This window comes from Streptomyces sp. NPDC090077 (genome assembly GCF_044747545.1).
In the GTDB taxonomy this organism is placed as follows: Bacteria; Actinomycetota; Actinomycetes; order Streptomycetales; family Streptomycetaceae; genus Streptomyces.
Map to the genome: position 1 here is coordinate 343,154 of NZ_JBIVEG010000005.1, position 17,615 is coordinate 360,768.

Genomic DNA, 17,615 nt, shown 5'->3' on the forward strand with positions numbered 1-17,615 from the left:
GTTTCCGCAGGTCAGAGCCATCGGAACGAAGCCGTCCGGCGGCCCGGCGGGCTGCGGCGGCCCGCACGCGCGCCGGTCGCCCCCGCGTCATGCGGAGTTGGCGCCCCGTCCATGCTGCGCCCCTAGGTTCCTCGACGCATGCGACCCCGCGCCCGACCGGGCGCGCGGGCCCTCCTCCCACAGGAGCGAGACCGTGGAACGTCGTACCTTCCTGCGCGGTGCCGTGATCGGCACCTCCGCCGCCGCCTTCGCCGGAACCCTCAGCCACGGGGCCGCGTACGCCGCCCCCGCCCAGCCGGGCGCCGGTCCCTACGGGGCCCTCGGCGCGGCGGACGCCAACGGGATCATGCTCCCGTCCGGGTTCAGCAGCCGGGTCATAGCCCGCTCCTCGCAGACGGTGAGCGGCACCTCGTACACCTGGCACAGCGCCCCCGACGGCGGTGCGTGTTTCGCGGACGGCAGCGGCTGGATCTACGTGTCGAACTCGGAGATCAACCCGAGCGGCGGCGCGAGCGCGGTGAAGTTCAACTCCTCGGGCACGGTCACCGGGGCGTACCGCATCCTGTCGAACACCCGGCAGAACTGCGCGGGCGGCAAGACCCCGTGGAACACCTGGCTGTCCTGCGAGGAGGTCAGCCTCGGCTACGTCTACGAGACCGACCCGTACGGGGTCAACGCGGCCGTGCAGCGCCCCGCGATGGGCCGCTTCAAGCACGAGGCGGCGGCGGCCGACCCGGTGCGCCAGGCCGTCTACCTGACCGAGGACGAGACGAACGGCTGCTTCTACCGGTTCCTGCCCACCACCTGGGGCAACCTCTCCTCCGGCACCCTCCAGGTCATGGTGGCCGGGAGCGGCACCTCCGGCTCGTTCAGCTGGCAGAACGTGCCCGACCCGGACGGCTCGCCGACCGCGACCCGCTCGCAGGTCTCCGGCGCCAAGAAGTTCAACGGCGGCGAGGGCTGCCACTACGCGAACGACACCGTGTGGTTCACCACCAAGGGCGACAACCGGGTCTGGCAGCTCAACCTGGCGAGCAGCACCTACGAGCTGGCCTACGACGACTCCCTGGTGCCCGGCGGCGCGGCGCCGCTGACCGGCGTCGACAACGTCACCGGGTCGACGTACGGGGACCTGTACGTCGCCGAGGACGGCGGCAACATGGAGATCTGCGTGATCACCCCGGACGACGTGGTCGCGCCCTTCCTGCGGATCACCGGCCAGTCCTCCTCGGAGATCACCGGCCCGGCCTTCTCCCCCAACGGCAGCCGGCTGTACTTCAGCAGCCAGCGCGGTACGAGCGGCTCCTCGACCGGCGGCATCACCTACGAGGTGACCGGCCCGTTCCGCGTCTGACGCCCGCGCCCGGACGCCCGGCCCGGCGGGGAGGAGCCGTCCTCCCCGCCGGGCCGCGGCGCGCCCGGGCGAACCGATCCTTCAGGAGACCACCGCGCCACCCTTGAGCAGGGCCGCGCCCAGCGGGGTCACCGTGTGCAGGACCGCGTTGCCGTGCCGCAGGGTCGTCACGAGGCCCGCCTCGCGCATCACGCAGGCGTGCTGGCTCGCGGAGGCGAGGGAGACCCCGGCCCGGCGGGCCAGCTCGCTGGTGGTGGCCCCGTCGCCGATGGCCCGCAGCACCACCGAGCGGGTGTGGCCCACCAGCTTGCCCAGGGTGCGCTGGCGCTGCTCCTCGGCCGGCCGCGCGGCCTCCCCGCCCGCCGCCGCGGAGGCCAGCTGGGCGGCGGCCGGGTAGACCAGCACGGGCGGCAGCTCCGGGTCGTGCAGGGTCACGGCCGTCCGGCGGCAGAAGAACGACGGCTGCAGCAGCAGCCCGCGCCCGCGCAGCCGTACGTCCCGGTCCACCGGGTACTCGCACTCCAGCACCGGGGCCCGCCAGCGCAGCATCGGCGGCAGCGAAGCGAGCAGCTCGTCCGCGCCCCCGTCGAGGAGCGCGCGGCCGCGGGCCGCCCGCTCGGCCTCGATCTGGGCCTGGATGTGGCTCCAGTACGGCTCCACGGCCGCCCGGTGGTACGCGCGCAGCTCGCCCAGCAGCCGGGGCAGGTGCTTGGTGCCGCCGTCCATGAACTCCCGCAGCCGGGTCGGCGGCGGGGTCCCGAAGGCCGCGCCGAAGCCCGTACCGGCGCCGGAGCCCACGAGGGACAGCTCCCGGCGCAGCCGCTCGGGGCGCAGCCCGCGCAGCGCGTCGAGCCCGAGGTCCCACCCGTACTGGCCCTCGGCCGGGGTCAGGAAATCGGGGAAATAGCCGCGAGCCGGTATGAGCGCACCCAGCAGCCTTGTTTCACCATTCAACCTGCTCCGGGTTTCCGTGCGCCATTCGCCGAAGAACCGGGCGTCACGCCGGTCTCTTAAGCGATGAAAACTAAGAATCGTTTCCCACAACGCATCGGGACGCCCTGCCATCCGTACGCGTGCCAGGTCCACTCCAGTGAAATGGATACGAAGCACCGAACCCCCACCTGTGCAACCGCAATCCCCCCGCCCCATGAGTATGCATGCCGTCACACGTGGTCACCACGCCCTTTCGGCCACAGTTGAAACCCCTTTCGGCAGGGGCGTGACAAGCGAAATCCTGTACTCCGCCAGGCACACTCCGGTGCGACCGAAACGCTCCGTGAAGGCCGTGGGGGGCTTTGCGGGGCCTGGCGGTCGGTCGCACCGGGAAGCGCCGACGTGCCTGGCAGATAGGCGGCAGGCGGTGGACGGGTGGGGATCCGTCCACCGCCTGGCGCTGTAATGACATTGTTGAAAATTTCGCGACATGGGACGTCCCGCGGACGGCCGCCGAAATGGGTTGCGCCCTCCCCCGGCAGTCAGGGAACCGGGGGAGGGCGCAGTCAGGGGGGCTCACGGAGCCCTGGGGGCCCGTACGGGCCGTGCGGGGCCCCCGGAGGGCCCCGAGGAGGGCTCAGCGGCTGTCGGAGCCCTTGGCGTCGGCGGCCGCGCGGCCGGCCTCCAGGCGCGCCACCGGGATCCGGAACGGCGAGCAGGAGACGTAGTCGAGGCCGACCTCGTGGAAGAAGTGCACCGACTCCGGGTCGCCGCCGTGCTCGCCGCAGACGCCGAGCTTGAGGTCGGGGCGGGTGGCCCGGCCCTGCTCGACCGCGTGGCGGACCAGCGAGCCGACGCCGTCCCGGTCGATGGTCTCGAAGGGCGAGACCCCGAAGATGCCCTTCTCCAGGTAGGCCGTGAAGAAGCTGGCCTCGACGTCGTCGCGGGAGAAGCCCCACACCGTCTGGGTCAGGTCGTTCGTGCCGAAGGAGAAGAACTGCGCGGCCTCGGCGATCTGGGCGGCGGTCAGCGCGGCGCGCGGCAGCTCGATCATCGTGCCGACGGAGAGCTTGAGGCTGGTGCCGGTGGCGGCCTCGACCTCGGCGATGATCGCGTCGGCCTCCTCGCGGACGATCTCCAGCTCCTGGACGGTGCCGACCAGCGGGACCATGATCTCGGCGCGCGGGTCGCCCTTGGCGTTCTTGCGCTCGGCGGCCGCCTCGGCGATCGCCCGGACCTGCATGGCGAACAGGCCGGGGATGACCAGGCCGAGGCGGACTCCGCGCAGACCCAGCATCGGGTTCTGCTCGTGCAGCTTGTGCACGGCCTGGAGCAGGCGCAGGTCGTTCTCGTTGGCGTCCTTGCGGGACTCGGCGAGGGCGACGCGCACCGACAGCTCGGTGATGTCGGGCAGGAACTCGTGCAGCGGCGGGTCGAGCAGGCGGACGGTGACGGGCAGCCCGTCCATCGCCTCGAACAGCTCGACGAAGTCCTTCTTCTGCAGCGGCAGGAGGGCACTGAGTGCCGCCTCGCGCTCGCCGTCGGTGTCCGCGAGGATCAGGCGCTCGACCATCTCGCGGCGCTCGCCGAGGAACATGTGCTCGGTGCGGCACAGGCCGATGCCCTGGGCTCCGAAGCGGCGGGCGCGCAGCGCGTCCTCGGCGTTGTCGGCGTTGGCGCGGACCCGCAGGCGGCGGACGCGGTCCGCGTACGCCATGATCCGGTGGACGGCCGCGACGAGCTCGTCGGCGTCGTCGGCGCCGGCGTGCATGCGGCCCTCGAAGTACTCGACGACCGGGGACGGTACGACGGGTACCTCACCGAGGTACACCTTGCCGGTGGAGCCGTCGATGGAGACGACGTCTCCCTCTTCGATGACCGTGTCGCCCACCGTCATGCGGCGGCGCTTGGTGTCGACGTCGAGCTCCTCGGCGCCGCAGACGCAGGTCTTGCCCATGCCGCGGGCGACGACGGCGGCGTGCGAGGTCTTGCCGCCGCGCGAGGTCAGGATGCCCTCGGAGGCGATCATGCCGTCGAGGTCGTCGGGGTTGGTCTCGCGGCGGATCAGGATGACCTTCTCGCCGGAGCGGGACCACTTGACGGCCGTGTACGAGTCGAAGACGGCCTTGCCGACCGCCGCGCCCGGGGAGGCGGCGATGCCGCGGCCGAGCAGGGTCGTCCTGGCGTCCTCGTCGAAGCGGGGGAACATCAGCTGCGCGAGCTGGTGGCCCGTGACGCGCTGGAGCGCCTCGGCCTCGGAGATCAGGCCCTGGTCGACGAGCTGGGTGGCGATGCGGAAGGCGGCACCGGCGGTGCGCTTGCCGACGCGGGTCTGGAGCATCCACAGCTGGCCGCGCTCGATGGTGAACTCGATGTCGCAGAGATCCTTGTAGTGGGTCTCCAGCGTCGTCATGATCGTCATGAGCTGGTCGTACGAGGCCTTGTCGATGGCCTCCAGGTCCGCGAGCGGGACCGTGTTGCGGATGCCCGCGACGACGTCCTCGCCCTGGGCGTTCTGCAGGTAGTCGCCGTAGACGCCGGCGTGGCCGCTGGCGGGGTCGCGGGTGAAGGCGACGCCGGTGCCCGAGTCGGGGCCGAGGTTGCCGAAGACCATGGAGCAGACGTTGACCGCGGTGCCCAGGTCGCTCGGGATGCGCTCCTGGCGGCGGTAGAGCTTGGCGCGGTCGGTGTTCCAGGAGTTGAAGACGGCCTCGACCGCGAGGTCGAGCTGCTCGCGGGCGTCCTGCGGGAAGTCCCGGCCGGCCTCCTTCGCGACGATCTTCTTGAAGACCTTGACCAGCTTCTTGAGGTCGGCGGCGTCGAGGTCGGTGTCGACGGTGACCTTCTTGGCGGCCTTGGCCTCGTCGAGGGCGTCCTCGAAGAGCTCGCCCTCGACACCGAGGACGGTCTTGCCGAACATCTGGATCAGGCGGCGGTACGAGTCCCACGCGAAGCGCTCGTTGTCGGCCTGGGCGGCGAGGCCGACGACGGACTCGTCGGAGAGGCCGATGTTCAGGACCGTGTCCATCATGCCCGGCATGGAGAACTTGGCTCCGGAGCGGACGGAGACCAGCAGCGGGTCGTCCGACTGGCCCAGCTTCTTGCCCATCTTCGCCTCGAGGGCGGCGAGGTGCGCGCTGACCTCGTCGCGGAGCTCGGCCGGGGCCGAACCGCTGTCGAGGTAGACCTTGCAGGCCTCGGTGGTGATGGTGAAGCCGGGAGGGACGGGAAGACCAAGGTTGGTCATCTCGGCGAGGTTGGCCCCCTTGCCGCCGAGAAGGTCCTTGAGGTCCCGGTTGCCCTCGGTGAAGTCGTAGACGAACTTCTGATCTTTGTTTTCCGACACGGGTCTCGACTCCTCGAGGACTCGGGTGGCTGCCCTGACGGCCAGGAACATACCCAGATCGAAGGCTTCTCGGTACGTCCACTTGGCCGTCATGAGGGCGTAACCACCCGTGCGCCAGTGGATCGAAAGTAACCGGTCGGTAATGCGAACGTACGAATAGCCTTCAGAAGCCGAAGCGTGAAGAGCCTCCTGAGGCTTGATCGCGCTCGGATGAGCGATCATCGATACATTTGCGTTCAACTCTTGAACGCACAAAGGGTGGCACCCAGTGCCACCCTTTGAAAGTCTTACCCGTGACTTACGCGCTCATCTGAGCGAAACCTCTCCCATGCGTGGCGTATATCACGCGGCACGGAGGGCGATTTCTCAGCCTCCGGACGTGTCCAGCTCGGCGTCCTCGCTCACACCGGCGCAGTCGTAGGGATCCTTCAGCCAGCCCTCCGGCAGGACAACTCGGTTGTTTCCGGACGTCCTGCCCCGCGGGCCGTCCGCACCGTCGGGCCAGGGCTGGTCCAGGTCGAGCTCGCTCAGATGAGCGTCCAGCTCGGCCAGGGAGGAGGTGACGGCGAGCTTGCCCCGCATCTCGGAACCGACGGCGAAGCCCTTGAGGTACCAGGCCACGTGCTTACGGAAATCGATCACACCGCGCGCCTCGTCGCCGATCCACTCCCCCAGCAGCTGCGCGTGCCGCAGCATCGTGCCCGCGACCTCCCGCAGGTTCGGCTTGTGGAAGTCCTCGGGACGGCCCTCGAAGGCGGCGACGAGGTCGTTGAACAGCCACGGCCGCCCCAGGCAGCCGCGCCCGACCACCACGCCGTCGCAGCCGGTCTCGCGGACCATGCGCAGCGCGTCCTCGGCGCACCAGATGTCGCCGTTGCCGAGCACCGGGATCTCCGGGACGTGTTCCTTGAGCCGGGCGATGGCCTCCCAGTCGGCGGTGCCGCCGTAGTGCTGGGCGGTGGTGCGGCCGTGCAGGGCGATGGCGGTGACCCCCTCCTCGACCGCGATCCGTCCGGCGTCGAGGTAGGTGAGGTGGTCGTCGTCGATGCCCTTGCGCATCTTCATCGTCACCGGCAGGTCGCCGGCGCCCGCGACGGCCTCGCGCAGGATCGCGCGCAGCAGGTTGCGCTTGTAGGGGAGGGCCGAGCCGCCGCCCTTGCGGGTGACCTTGGGCACCGGGCAGCCGAAGTTGAGGTCGATGTGGTCGGCGCGGTCCTCTTCGACGATCATGCGGACGGCCTTGCCGACGGTGACGGGGTCCACCCCGTACAGCTGAATCGAGCGCGGCTTCTCCGTCGCGTCGAAGTGGATCAGCTGCATGGTCTTGTCGTTGCGCTCGACCAGGGCGCGCGTGGTGATCATCTCGCTCACGAACAGCCCCTTGCCGCCCGAGAACTCGCGGCAGAGGGTACGGAACGGGGCGTTGGTGATGCCGGCCATGGGTGCCAGCACCACGGGGGGCTGCACGGTGTGCGGGCCGATCGCGAGGGGCGGGGGGAGCGTGGTCATCCCTCCATTCTCGCCCACGCGCCGTTCGTTAGTTAGCCGTACTATCGGCGGTATGCATCACACGAGTGTCGTGGATCACATGAGCCGCAGGCGTCGCCTGCTGGTGCTGGCCATCTGCTGCATGAGCCTGCTGATCGTCAGCCTGGACAACACCGTGCTGAACGTGGCCCTGCCCGCGATGCGCCGCGAGTTCCACGCCTCGGTCTCGGGGATGCAGTGGACCATCGACGCCTACACCCTGGTCATCGCCTCGCTGCTGATACTGGCCGGGTCCACGGCGGACCGGATCGGCCGCCGCAGGGTGTTCGCCTGGGGGCTGGTCCTCTTCACGGCGGGCTCGGTGCTGTGCTCGCTGGCGCCGAGCCTCGAATGGCTGATCGTCTTCCGGATGCTCCAGGCCGTCGGCGGGGCGATGCTCAACCCCGTCGCCATGTCGATCATCACCAACACCTTCACCGATCCGAAGGAACGCGCCCGCGCCATCGGCGTGTGGGGCGCGGTGGTCGGCATCTCGATGGCCGCGGGTCCGCTGGTCGGCGGACTGCTGGTGGACTCGGTGGGCTGGCGGTCCATCTTCTGGGTCAACCTGCCCGTGGGACTGCTGGCCCTGGTGCTGACCCTGCGGCACGTCCCGGAGTCCCGGTCCGAGCGTCCGCGCCGGCCGGACCCGGTGGGCCAGCTGCTGGTGATGGCGCTGCTGGGCGGGGTGACGTACGCGATCATCGAGGCGCCGGCCGAGGGCTGGACCTCGCCGCCGATCCTCGGGTGCGCGCTGGGTGCGGCGGCCGCGCTGGCCGGGCTCCTCTACTACGAGTCCCGGCGGACGGACCCGCTGATCGACCCCCGGTTCTTCCGCAGTGCCCCCTTCAGCGGGGCGACCGTGATCGCGGTGAGCACCTTCGCCTCGCTCTCCGGCTTCCTCTTCCTGACCACCCTCTACCTCCAGGAGGTGCGGGGGCTGGACGCCCTGGACGCCGGGCTGCACATGCTGCCGATGGCGGCGTTCGCCTTCCTGTGCGCGCCGGTGTCGGGGCGGCTGGTCGCCAGCTACGGGCCGCGGCCGTCGCTGCTGGTGTCGGGGGTGGCCATGGGGGCGAGCGGGCTGCTGTTCGCGGTGTTCTCCGCGGAGACCTCCACGCCGCTGATGTTCACCGGGTACGTGCTCTTCGGCATCGGCTTCGGCCTGGTCAACGCGCCCATCACCAATACGGCGGTGTCCGGGATGCCGCGCTCCCAGGCGGGGGTGGCGGCCGCGGTGGCCTCCACCAGCCGGCAGACCGGCGGGGCGCTGGGCGTGGCCGTGATCGGTGCGGTGCTGGCCGCCGGAACGGCGGGCGGCGCGGACTTCGTGACGGCGACCCGGCCGGCCTGGTGGATCATCACCGGCTTGGCGTTCCTGGTCCTCGTGCTCGGGGCGGTCACCACCGGCCCGTGGGCCCACGCCACCGCGCTGCGCACGGCGCGGTCCCTCGAACCGTCCTCCGCCGGCGCCGTCCCCGCCGTCTCCGCTCCCCCGCCGGGCCAGGCTTCCGGGCCGGGGCACGGGCCGCGGATGGACGGCGGGCTGCCCCCGGCGGCGGGCCCGGCCCCGGCGGGCTGACCTCCCGCGACGAGCGCGCCCCCGTGCGGCCGGCCCCCTTCCCGGGTCCGGCCGCACGCGCGTTTCCCCACCTTCTCCCACCCCTCTCCCACCCCTCTCCCACCCCTCTGCCGCGCCGCTCCGCCACACGTACGGATGACAGATATTGAAATCTGTCATCCGTCATGTCATTCTCGTTCCATGACGACGAACGAGAACACCAAGACCGCCACCGCTCCCACCCGCCGGCTGGGCGCCACCGGCCCCGCCGTCTTCTCGCTGGGGCTGGGCTGCATGGGCATGTCCGCGCTCTACGGCGAGGCCGACCGGGCCGAATCCCTCGCGACCATCCACGCCTACCTGGAGGCAGCCCCGGAGGGGACGAGCACGCTGCTCGACACGGGCGACTTCTACGGCATGGGCCACAACGAACTCCTGATCAACGAGGCCCTGCGCACGGCGCCGACGGCGGCCCGCGAGCAGGCGCTGACCAGCGTCAAGTTCGGTGCGCTGCGCACCGTCGAGGGCGGCTTCACCGGCTACGACGGCCGGCCCGAGGCCGTGAAGAACTTCCTGGCCTACTCGCTCCAGCGGCTCGGCCGGGACCACGTCGACATCTACCGGATCGCCCGTGTGGACCCGGACGTCCCGATCGAGGAGACGGTCGGCGCCATCGCCGAGGCCGTCCAGGCCGGGCACGTGCGGCACATCGGCCTCTCCGAGGTCGGCGCGGACACGCTGCGCCGGGCCGCCGCCGTCGCCCCGATCTCGGACCTCCAGATCGAGTACTCCCTGATCTCGCGCGGCATAGAGGAGGAGATCCTGCCGACCGCCCGCGAGCTCGGCATCGGCGTCACGGCGTACGGCGTGCTGTCCCGTGGCCTGATCAGCGGGCACTTCACCCGCGAGCGCACCCTGGCCCCCGGCGACTTCCGCGGCATGAGCCCCCGCTTCCAGGGCGACAACCTGCATCGCAACCTCGACCTGGTCGACGCCCTGCGCAAGGTCGCCCAGGAAAAGGGGGTCACCGTCGCGCAGACCGCGATCGCCTGGGTGCTCTCCCGCGGCGAGGACATCGTGCCGCTGGTCGGCGCCCGGCGCCGGGACCGCCTGACCGAGGCACTGGGTGCCATGCGGGTGGAGCTGACCGCCGCCGACCTCGACGCCATCGAGCGGGCCGTGCCCGCGGGGTCGGCGGCCGGCGAGCGCTACCCGGCGGCGCAGATGGCCCACCTCGACAGCGAGCACTGAGCTGGCGGTACGGTCGTACCCATGCCCTCCGCTGCCGCCGAGCCCCTGACCCCCGAGCGCATCCTCGCAACCACCGAGGAGGTGCTGCGCCGCTTCGGCCCCACCAAGGCGACCGTCGTGGACGTCGCGCGCGCCCTGGGGGTGAGCCACGGCAGCGTCTACCGGCACTTCCCCTCGAAGGCGGCGCTGCGCGAGGCGGTCACGGACCGCTGGCTCGCCAAGAGCGTGGTCATGCTGGAGAAGATCGCCTCGGCGCCCGGGGAGCCCGCGCCCTCCAAGCTGGAGGCCTGGCTGGAGGCGCTCTTCGAGGCCAAGCGGCACAAGGCGGGCGACGACCCCGAGCTGTTCGCGACGTACACGGTGCTGCTCGGCGAGAACAGCGGCGTGGTCGACGCGCACCTGGGCGAGCTGATCGAGCAGCTGACGCGGATCATCGCCGAGGGGGTCGCGGACGGCACCCTGGCCGCGCCCGACGTCCCGGCGGCCGCCCGCGCCGTCTTCGACGCCACGGGCCGGTTCCACGACCCGCAGTACGTGGCGGACTGGCTCTCCCCCACCATCCTCACGGAGTTCGAGGCCGTGACGGCCCTGCTCATCAGGGGCCTGCGCCCCTGAACGGGCCCCGCTGCGGGCCCCGTTGACCGGAATCATCCCTTCCGGACGGCTTGGCGATCATTTTGGGCCGTGTCGGCTTGTACATGTCAGTAACGGTTCCTTACGGTCCCCTTACCGCACACATCAGGTACGTCCAGGGGGATCCCTTGTCCACACCCGCAGCAGCACAGCCCTCACCACCCGCACGGTCCGGCGGGGCCGCCGCGATCGGCCTGCTCCTGACCATCGCCTTCAATGTGGTCGCGCCGATCCTCACCTACAACATCCTCACCGAGGACCACGGCTGGAGCGAGGCCTCGGCCCTGCTGGCCAGCGGCATTTGGCCGGTGCTCGACAGCGTCATCATGGTGGCCTGGCGGCGCAAGCTCGACGAGTTCGCCGTCATCACCCTGGTGTTCCTGGTGATCACGGCCGCCGTCTCGCTCGTCGGCGCCCAGTCCGCCCGGGCCCTGCTGGTCAAGGACTCCGCCGTGACCGGGCTGTTCGGGCTCCTGTGCCTGGCCACGCTGCTCGCGCCGCGTCCGCTGATGTTCTACTTCGGCCGGAAGTTCGGCACGGACGGCACCCCGGCGGGCCTGGCCTACTACAACGGCCTGTGGCAGTACGAGGGCTTCCGCAACGCCCAGCGCCGCATGACCCTGGTGTGGGGCGTGGTCTACCTCATCGAGGCGGCGGTCCGGATCGTCCTGTCGTACGTGCTGGAGACCTCCACCATGGTGGCCCTCAGCCCGTTCATGATCTACGGAACGCTCGGCGGCCTGGCCCTGTGGACGGTCCGCTTCGTCAAGCGCACCAAGGCGGAGGGCGAGAAGCGCGCGGCGGCCGCCGCGGCAGCCGCCACCGCGGCGGCGGAGGGCTCGACGGGCTGACGCCCTGCTCCAGGACGCACGAAGACCGGTGGCCCGGTGCGCGGATCGCGCACCGGGCCACCGGTCTGTCGAGCGGGAACTAGCAGCCGAGCAGACGGCTGCCGAGGTAGCTCTGGATCTGGTCCAGGGAGACGCGCTCCTGCTTCATGGTGTCGCGCTCGCGCACGGTCACCGCGTTGTCGTCGAGGGTGTCGAAGTCGACGGTGACGCAGAACGGCGTACCGATCTCGTCCTGACGGCGGTAGCGGCGGCCGATGGCGCCCGCGTCGTCGAACTCGATGTTCCAGTTCTTGCGCAGGTCGGCGGCGAGGCCCTTGGCCTTCGGCGACAGGTTCGCGTTGCGCGACAGCGGGAGGACCGCGACCTTGACCGGCGCGAGGCGCGGGTCGAAGCGCATGACCGTGCGCTTCTCCATGGCGCCCTTGGCGTTGGGGGCCTCGTCCTCGACGTAGGCGTCGAGCATGAAGGCGAGCATGGCGCGGTTGACGCCGGCCGCCGGCTCGATGACGTACGGGGTGTACTTCTCCTGGGCCTCCTGGTCGTAGAAGACCAGGTCCTGGCCGGAGGCGGCGGAGTGCGCCTTCAGGTCGTAGTCCGTGCGGTTGGCCACGCCCTCCAGCTCGGAGAACTCGCTGCCGCCGAAGTTGAAGCGGTACTCGATGTCGGCGGTGCGCTTCGAGTAGTGGGACAGCTTCTCCGCCGGGTGGTCGTACCAGCGCATGTTCTCCTCACGGAGACCCAGGCCGCGGTACCAGTTCCACCGCTCCTGCATCCAGTACTCCTGCCACTGGTCGTCCTCGCCCGGCTTGACGAAGAACTCCATCTCCATCTGCTCGAACTCGCGGGTCCGGAAGATGAAGTTGCCGGGCGTGATCTCGTTGCGGAAGGACTTGCCCATCTGCGCGATGCCGAACGGGGGCTTCTTGCGCGAAGACGTCTGCACCATGGCGAAGTTGGTGAAGATGCCCTGGGCGGTCTCCGGGCGCAGGTACGCCTTCGAGCCGGTGTCCTGGGTCGGGCCGAGGTGGGTCTCCAGCATGCCGGAGAACTGCTTCGGCTCGGTGAACTGGCCCTTCACACCACAGTGCGGGCAGTTGATGTCGGCCAGGCCGTTCTCGGGGAGGCGGCCGTGCTTGGCCTCGTACGCCTCTTCCAGGTGGTCGGCGCGCTGGCGCTTGTGACAGGAGGTGCACTCGGTCAGCGGGTCGGAGAACGTGGCGACGTGGCCCGAGGCGACCCACACCTCGGGGGCCAGGATCACGGAGGAGTCGAGGCCGACGACGTCCTCACGCCCGGTGACCATGGCCTTCCACCACTGGCGCTTGATGTTCTCCTTGAGCTCGACACCGAGCGGGCCGTAGTCCCAGGCAGCCCTGGAGCCGCCGTAGATGTCACTGCACGGGTAAACGAAGCCACGGCGCTTGCTCAGGCTGACGATGGTTTCGATCTTGTCGGCGGCCACGGTGCTCTCTTCATTACGAGGACGAACGCGAATGCCTCAGGTTACCGGCGCCCGCACCCCCCCTTTCAAATCGGGTATGCCCTTCCACGGCCCCCGCCACCCCTCCCACCAGGGTTTTTGACAACGGTTTCCATCTTTGATGAAAATGGATGTCATGAACGTACGACGCCTCATACCCACGACCGCCCTCGCCGCCGCCGTCGCCCTGGGCGCCACGGCCCTCACCGCCTGCTCCGGCACGGCCGGCGCGGCGGGCACGGCGGACGGAAAGCTGCACGTCACGGCGTCGTTCTACCCCCTGCAGTTCCTCGCCGAGCAGATAGGCGGGGACCACGTGAAGGTCGACACCCTGACCAAGCCGGGCGTCGAACCGCACGACCTGGAGATCACCCCGAAGCAGACCGGGCAGCTCTCCGAGTCCGACGTGGTCCTCTACCTCAAGACGCTCCAGCCCGCCGTCGACAAGGCCGTCGAGCAGTCCGGCGTGAAGAACGTCGTGGACGCGGCCACCCTGACCAAGCTGGAGGTCCACGGAGGCGCGGGCCACGAGGGCCACGACCACGCCGCCGAGGGCGAGGCGGGTCACGACCACGACCACGCCCACGGCGAGGCCGGCGAGGACCCGCACGTCTGGCTGGACCCCACCAAGTACGCGGAGATCGCCAAGGGGTTCGGCGCCGCCCTGGAGAAGGCCGACCCCGGCCACGCGGCGGACTACAAGAAGAACACCGACGAACTCGTCGCCAAACTCGGCGCACTGGACACGGAGTTCAAGGACGGCCTGAAGAACACGGCCTCCAGGACCTTCATCACCACCCACTCCGCCTTCGGCTACCTCGCCGAGCGCTACGGCCTCGACCAGGAGGGCATCTCCGGCGTCGACCCCGAGGCCGAGCCCAGCCCGGCCCGGATGAAGGAACTCCAGGCCGTCGCGAAGAAGGACAATGTCACCACCGTCTTCTTCGAGACCCTCGCCAGCGACAAGACCGCCAAGAGCCTCGCCCGCGACACGGGCCTGACCACCGACGTCCTCGACCCCCTGGAGGGCATCGGCGACAGGTCGCAGGGCTCCGACTACTTCGAGGTCATGCGGTCCAACCTGAAGAACCTCCAGAAGGCACTCGGAGCCAAGTGATGACAGCAGCAACGGAGGCGCGCGCCATGCAGTCCACTCCACGAGGGGCCGAGGACCAGCCCGTCATATCCCTGCGCGGGGCCACGGCCACGCTCGGATCGCGCCCCGTGCTGCGCGGCATCGACCTCACCGTCCGCCGCGGTGAGGTCGTCGCCCTGCTCGGCGCCAACGGCTCCGGCAAGTCCACCGCCGTCCGCGCCGTCGTCGGCCAGGTCCCGCTCACCGGCGGGGAGCTCTCGCTCTTCGGCACCGACTTCAAGCGCTTCCGCCAGTGGTCGAGGATCGGGTACGTCCCCCAGCGCACCACCGCCGCCAGCGGCGTCCCCGCCACCGTGCGGGAGGTCGTCTCCTCCGGGCGCCTGGCCCGCACCCGCTTCGGCGTCCTGCGCAAGGCCGACAGGGCCGCCGTCGAGGCCGCCCTCGCCCTCGTCGACATGGACGGCCATGCCGACGCCTCGGTCAACGCCCTCTCCGGCGGGCAGCACCAGCGCGTGCTCATCGCCCGGGCCCTCGCCGTCGAACCCGAACTGCTGATCATGGACGAGCCGATGGCCGGCGTGGACCTGGGCAACCAGGAGGTCCTCGCGAACGCCGTACGGCAGCAGGTGGCCGCCGGCGCCACCGTCCTGCTCGTCCTGCACGAGCTGGGCCCCCTGGAGCCCCTGATCGACCGGGCCGTCGTCCTGCGCGACGGGTGCGTCACCCATGACGGCCCGCCCCCGGAGGCCGTGGGCCAGCACGCCCTGCCCGGCCACGACCACGTACACCCCCATGCGGCGCACGACGCCGAGCCCCTGCGGACGGGACTGCTGAGCTGATGGACCTCCTGCACTACGCCTTCATGCAGCGCGCGCTGATCGCCGCCGCGCTGGTCGGCATCACCGCGCCCGCGATCGGCACGTACCTCGTCCAGCGCCGCCAGGCCGTCATGGGCGACGGCCTCGGCCACATCGCCATGACCGGTGTCGCCCTCGGCTTCGTCCTCCACACCAGCCCCGTGTGGATGGCCACCCTGGTCGCCGTCGCCGGTGCGGTCGGCATGGAACTGATCCGCTCCCGCGGCAAGACCAGCGGCGACGTGGCCCTGTCGATGCTCTTCTACGGCGGCCTGGCGGGCGGCGTGATGATCATCAACGTCGGGGGCGGTTCCACGACCAACCTGCTCAGCGCCATGTTCGGCTCGATCACCACCGTCACGCCCGAGGACCTCACCGCGATGGCCGTCCTGGCCGCGTTCGTCCTCGGCGTCACCGTCGGCATGCGCCGCCAGCTCTTCGCCGTCTGCCAGGACGAGGAGTTCGCCCGCGTCACCGGCCTGCCCGTGCGCGCGCTGAACCTGCTGCTCGCCGTCACCGCCGCCGTCACGGTCACCGTGGCGATGCGCATCGTGGGCCTGCTGCTGGTCAGCGCCATGATGGTGATCCCGGTGGCGGCCGCGCAGCGGCTCACCCGCGGGTTCGCGGCGACCCTGGGCCTGGGCATCGCGATCAGCCTCGCCGTCTCCCTGACCGGCACGGCGGCCACGTACTACATCAACGCGCCGTCCGGCGCCGCGATCGTGCTGCTCGCGATCGCGGTCTTCATCGTCACGACCGCCCTCTCCACGCCCATGGCCAGGCGCCGCGCCAGGGCCTCCCGGGCCGCCGAGGAGGTCTGCGTCCGAGACGACGTGAAGGTCTAGGGCCCTCGGCGCCGCCTGGCACAATGGCGGCAGGCCTAAACGAGGAGGAACCGGTGGCGACTGCGCCTGGCGAGACGGGTACCGCGCCAGTACGAGGGCGATCCACCCGGCAGCGGGCAGCCGTGGCGGCGGCGCTGGACGAGGTGGACGAGTTCCGCAGCGCCCAGGAGCTGCACGACATGCTCAAGCACCGCGGTGACTCCGTGGGCCTGACCACCGTCTACCGCACCCTCCAGTCCCTCGCGGACGCCGGCGAGGTCGACGTGCTGCGCACCAGCGACGGCGAGTCCGTGTACCGGCGCTGCTCCACCGGGGACCACCACCACCACCTGGTCTGCCGCAAGTGCGGCAAGGCGGTCGAGGTGGAGGGGCCGGCCGTGGAGAAGTGGGCGGAGTCGATCGCGGCGGAGCACGGCTTCGTGAACGTGGCGCACACCGTCGAGATCTTCGGCACCTGCGCCGACTGCGCGGCCGCCGGCTAGGCCGTCTCTTCCGGATCTAGCCCAGCCGGGTCAGGTTCCGGTCGAAGAACGATCGGATCCGGTCGAGGTCCCCGGGGGCCCGGGCGGCGCGCTTCGGCAGCCAGCCCAGGTCCCCGTTGTGGAAGACGAGGACGAACAGGCCCCGGGTCTCGGCCCAGCCCCGGTACTTGTCCCACCTGTAGGCGACCGCCGTCCCGTCGGGGCGGTGGTTCTGCGTTCCCAGCCCGGTGACCACGCAGGTGTACTCGGGGTGCTCCGCGGCCCAGCGGTGCATCCGGCGCGCCCGCCGCCGCAGGTCCAGGAGGTGCCAGACGGCCCCCAGGAGCGCTCCCACCCCGCCCGCGAGGGCCAGACCCGCCGGGTCCGCCGCACGGCCGTGCTGGGCCGCGACGAGCGCGACCGGCACGGCGGGGAGCGCCACCAGCCACAGCAGCAGTTCCCGGCGGCCCGCGGGCGTCCGCAGGGCGCGCCACCGCAGCACCGCCCACGCGTCGTGGGGGGCGGCGCCGTAGTGCAGCTCCACCGCCTGGTTGGTCGTGTCCATGGCGGCGGAGCCTAACGCAGGGTTCAGCTCCCGGTGCCCTCGGGCTGGTTCGGGACGGCGCCGCCGAAGCGGCGGTCGCGCTGCGCGTACTCCAGGCAGGCGTCCCAGAGGTTGCGGCGGTCGAAGTCCGGCCACAGCACGTCCTGGAAGACCATCTCGGCGTACGCGCTCTGCCAGATCAGGTAGTTGGAGGTGCGCTGCTCGCCGCTGGGGCGCAGGAACAGGTCCACGTCCGGCATGTCCGGGTAGTAGATGTACTTGGCGAAGGTCTTCTCGTTGACCTTCGAGGGGTCCAGCTTGCCGGCGGCAACGTCGCGGGCGATCGCCTGCGCCGCGTCCGCGATCTCGGCGCGGCCGCCGTAGTTGACGCAGAAGTACAGGGTCATGGCGTCGTTGTCGACGGTCTGCTCCTGCGCGACCTGGAGCTCCTGGACGACGGACTTCCACATCTTCGGCATGCGGCCGACCCAGCGGATCCGGATGCCGAGCTCGTTCATCTCGTCGCGGCGGCGCCGGATGACGTCGCGGTTGAAGTTCATCAGGAAGCGGACCTCGTCGGGCGTGCGCTTCCAGTTCTCCGTCGAGAAGGCGTAGAGGGAGAGGTTCTTGACGCCCATCTCCAGGCAGCCCTTGAGGACGTCGAGGACGACGCCCTCGCCGACCTTGTGGCCCTCGGTGCGGGGCAGGCCGCGCTCCTTGGCCCAGCGGCCGTTGCCGTCCATGACGATGGCGACGTGGTTCGGGACCAGCTCGCCGGGGATCTTCGGCGGACGCGCACCGGACGGGTGCGGCTCGGGAACCTTGTACTCGCGGCGAGAGCGTCCCAGAATCCCGCGTCGTGCCATGTGCCCAGCT

General features: G+C 70.8%; 15 protein-coding genes. 9 read left to right on the top strand and 6 right to left on the bottom strand.

Going from position 1 to position 17,615, the window contains the following annotated elements; translation table 11 throughout:
- Window positions 1-193 precede the first annotated feature (193 nt).
- The gene (locus tag ACIPW5_RS12280) at window positions 194-1,354 is read left to right on the top strand and encodes an alkaline phosphatase PhoX (RefSeq protein ID WP_401243776.1); all 1,161 of its coding nucleotides are present in this window, start codon (window positions 194-196) and stop codon (window positions 1,352-1,354) included.
- A gap of 81 nt (window positions 1,355-1,435) precedes the next feature.
- Here the strand turns inward: ACIPW5_RS12280 and ACIPW5_RS12285 are convergent, their stop codons facing one another.
- From ACIPW5_RS12285 to dusB, 3 genes are all read right to left on the bottom strand, one after another.
- Window positions 1,436-2,464 carry an ArsR/SmtB family transcription factor gene (locus ACIPW5_RS12285; protein WP_401243778.1) on the bottom strand — a complete coding sequence of 343 codons (1,029 nt, stop codon included), beginning with the start codon at window positions 2,462-2,464 and terminating at the stop codon, window positions 1,436-1,438.
- 460 nt (window positions 2,465-2,924) lie between these two features.
- Window positions 2,925-5,633: a pyruvate, phosphate dikinase gene (gene ppdK, locus ACIPW5_RS12290; protein WP_401243780.1), complete on the bottom strand. Its 2,709-nt coding sequence runs from the start codon at window positions 5,631-5,633 to the stop codon at window positions 2,925-2,927.
- Window positions 5,634-5,999: 366 nt separating this feature from the next.
- Window positions 6,000-7,142 (bottom strand): tRNA dihydrouridine synthase DusB, encoded by a 1,143-nt coding sequence (gene dusB, locus ACIPW5_RS12295; RefSeq protein ID WP_401243782.1) that lies wholly within the window; start codon window positions 7,140-7,142, stop codon window positions 6,000-6,002.
- Window positions 7,143-7,194: 52 nt separating this feature from the next.
- Between dusB and ACIPW5_RS12300 the strand changes: the two genes are divergently transcribed.
- From ACIPW5_RS12300 to ACIPW5_RS12315, 4 genes are all read left to right on the top strand, one after another.
- On the top strand, window positions 7,195-8,742 hold the full coding sequence (locus ACIPW5_RS12300; protein ID WP_401243784.1) for an MFS transporter: 1,548 nt from the start codon (window positions 7,195-7,197) through the stop codon (window positions 8,740-8,742).
- Between the two features lie 180 nt (window positions 8,743-8,922).
- On the top strand, window positions 8,923-9,972 hold the full coding sequence (locus tag ACIPW5_RS12305; RefSeq protein WP_401243786.1) for an aldo/keto reductase: 1,050 nt from the start codon (window positions 8,923-8,925) through the stop codon (window positions 9,970-9,972).
- Window positions 9,973-9,993: 21 nt separating this feature from the next.
- Complete coding sequence (locus ACIPW5_RS12310; RefSeq protein ID WP_401243788.1) at window positions 9,994-10,587, top strand: TetR family transcriptional regulator; 594 nt, start codon at window positions 9,994-9,996, stop codon at window positions 10,585-10,587.
- A 146-nt stretch (window positions 10,588-10,733) separates the two neighbouring features.
- The gene (locus tag ACIPW5_RS12315; protein WP_401243790.1) at window positions 10,734-11,456 is read left to right on the top strand and encodes a VC0807 family protein; all 723 of its coding nucleotides are present in this window, start codon (window positions 10,734-10,736) and stop codon (window positions 11,454-11,456) included.
- A 79-nt stretch (window positions 11,457-11,535) separates the two neighbouring features.
- Here the strand turns inward: ACIPW5_RS12315 and ACIPW5_RS12320 are convergent, their stop codons facing one another.
- The gene (locus tag ACIPW5_RS12320; RefSeq protein WP_401243792.1) at window positions 11,536-12,918 is read right to left on the bottom strand and encodes a glycine--tRNA ligase; all 1,383 of its coding nucleotides are present in this window, start codon (window positions 12,916-12,918) and stop codon (window positions 11,536-11,538) included.
- Between the two features lie 154 nt (window positions 12,919-13,072).
- Between ACIPW5_RS12320 and ACIPW5_RS12325 the strand changes: the two genes are divergently transcribed.
- The 4 genes from ACIPW5_RS12325 to ACIPW5_RS12340 are packed head-to-tail and all read left to right on the top strand — an operon-like array spanning window position 13,073 to window position 16,216.
- Window positions 13,073-14,053 (top strand): metal ABC transporter substrate-binding protein, encoded by a 981-nt coding sequence (locus tag ACIPW5_RS12325; protein WP_401243794.1) that lies wholly within the window; start codon window positions 13,073-13,075, stop codon window positions 14,051-14,053.
- 26 nt (window positions 14,054-14,079) lie between these two features.
- Entirely contained in the window at window positions 14,080-14,871 is a 792-nt protein-coding gene (locus tag ACIPW5_RS12330) for a metal ABC transporter ATP-binding protein (RefSeq protein WP_401243871.1), read from the top strand.
- Window positions 14,871-15,734, top strand: a complete 864-nt coding sequence (locus ACIPW5_RS12335; protein ID WP_401243796.1) for a metal ABC transporter permease — start codon at window positions 14,871-14,873, stop codon at window positions 15,732-15,734. Before ACIPW5_RS12330 ends, ACIPW5_RS12335 begins: the two co-directional genes overlap by 1 nt.
- A gap of 53 nt (window positions 15,735-15,787) precedes the next feature.
- Window positions 15,788-16,216 (top strand): Fur family transcriptional regulator, encoded by a 429-nt coding sequence (locus ACIPW5_RS12340; protein WP_401243798.1) that lies wholly within the window; start codon window positions 15,788-15,790, stop codon window positions 16,214-16,216.
- A gap of 16 nt (window positions 16,217-16,232) precedes the next feature.
- Here the strand turns inward: ACIPW5_RS12340 and ACIPW5_RS12345 are convergent, their stop codons facing one another.
- Together ACIPW5_RS12345 and ACIPW5_RS12350 are read right to left on the bottom strand one after the other, a co-directional pair.
- Window positions 16,233-16,760 (bottom strand): YcxB family protein, encoded by a 528-nt coding sequence (locus ACIPW5_RS12345; RefSeq protein ID WP_401243800.1) that lies wholly within the window; start codon window positions 16,758-16,760, stop codon window positions 16,233-16,235.
- Between the two features lie 23 nt (window positions 16,761-16,783).
- Window positions 16,784-17,605, bottom strand: a complete 822-nt coding sequence (locus tag ACIPW5_RS12350) for an isoprenyl transferase (RefSeq protein WP_125594784.1) — start codon at window positions 17,603-17,605, stop codon at window positions 16,784-16,786.
- Window positions 17,606-17,615: the final 10 nt, after the last annotated feature.

Coding starts and splice junctions, on each gene's coding strand:
- dusB (WP_401243782.1), bottom strand. CDS start 7,142: ATGACCACGCTCCCCCCGCCCCTCGCGATCGGCCCGCACACCGTGCAG.
- ACIPW5_RS12300 (WP_401243784.1), top strand. CDS start 7,195: ATGCATCACACGAGTGTCGTGGATCACATGAGCCGCAGGCGTCGCCTG.
- ACIPW5_RS12305 (WP_401243786.1), top strand. CDS start 8,923: ATGACGACGAACGAGAACACCAAGACCGCCACCGCTCCCACCCGCCGG.
- ACIPW5_RS12310 (WP_401243788.1), top strand. CDS start 9,994: ATGCCCTCCGCTGCCGCCGAGCCCCTGACCCCCGAGCGCATCCTCGCA.
- ACIPW5_RS12325 (WP_401243794.1), top strand. CDS start 13,073: ATGAACGTACGACGCCTCATACCCACGACCGCCCTCGCCGCCGCCGTC.
- ACIPW5_RS12330 (WP_401243871.1), top strand. CDS start 14,080: ATGCAGTCCACTCCACGAGGGGCCGAGGACCAGCCCGTCATATCCCTG.
- ACIPW5_RS12335 (WP_401243796.1), top strand. CDS start 14,871: ATGGACCTCCTGCACTACGCCTTCATGCAGCGCGCGCTGATCGCCGCC.
- ACIPW5_RS12345 (WP_401243800.1), bottom strand. CDS start 16,760: ATGGACACGACCAACCAGGCGGTGGAGCTGCACTACGGCGCCGCCCCC.
- ACIPW5_RS12350 (WP_125594784.1), bottom strand. CDS start 17,605: ATGGCACGACGCGGGATTCTGGGACGCTCTCGCCGCGAGTACAAGGTT.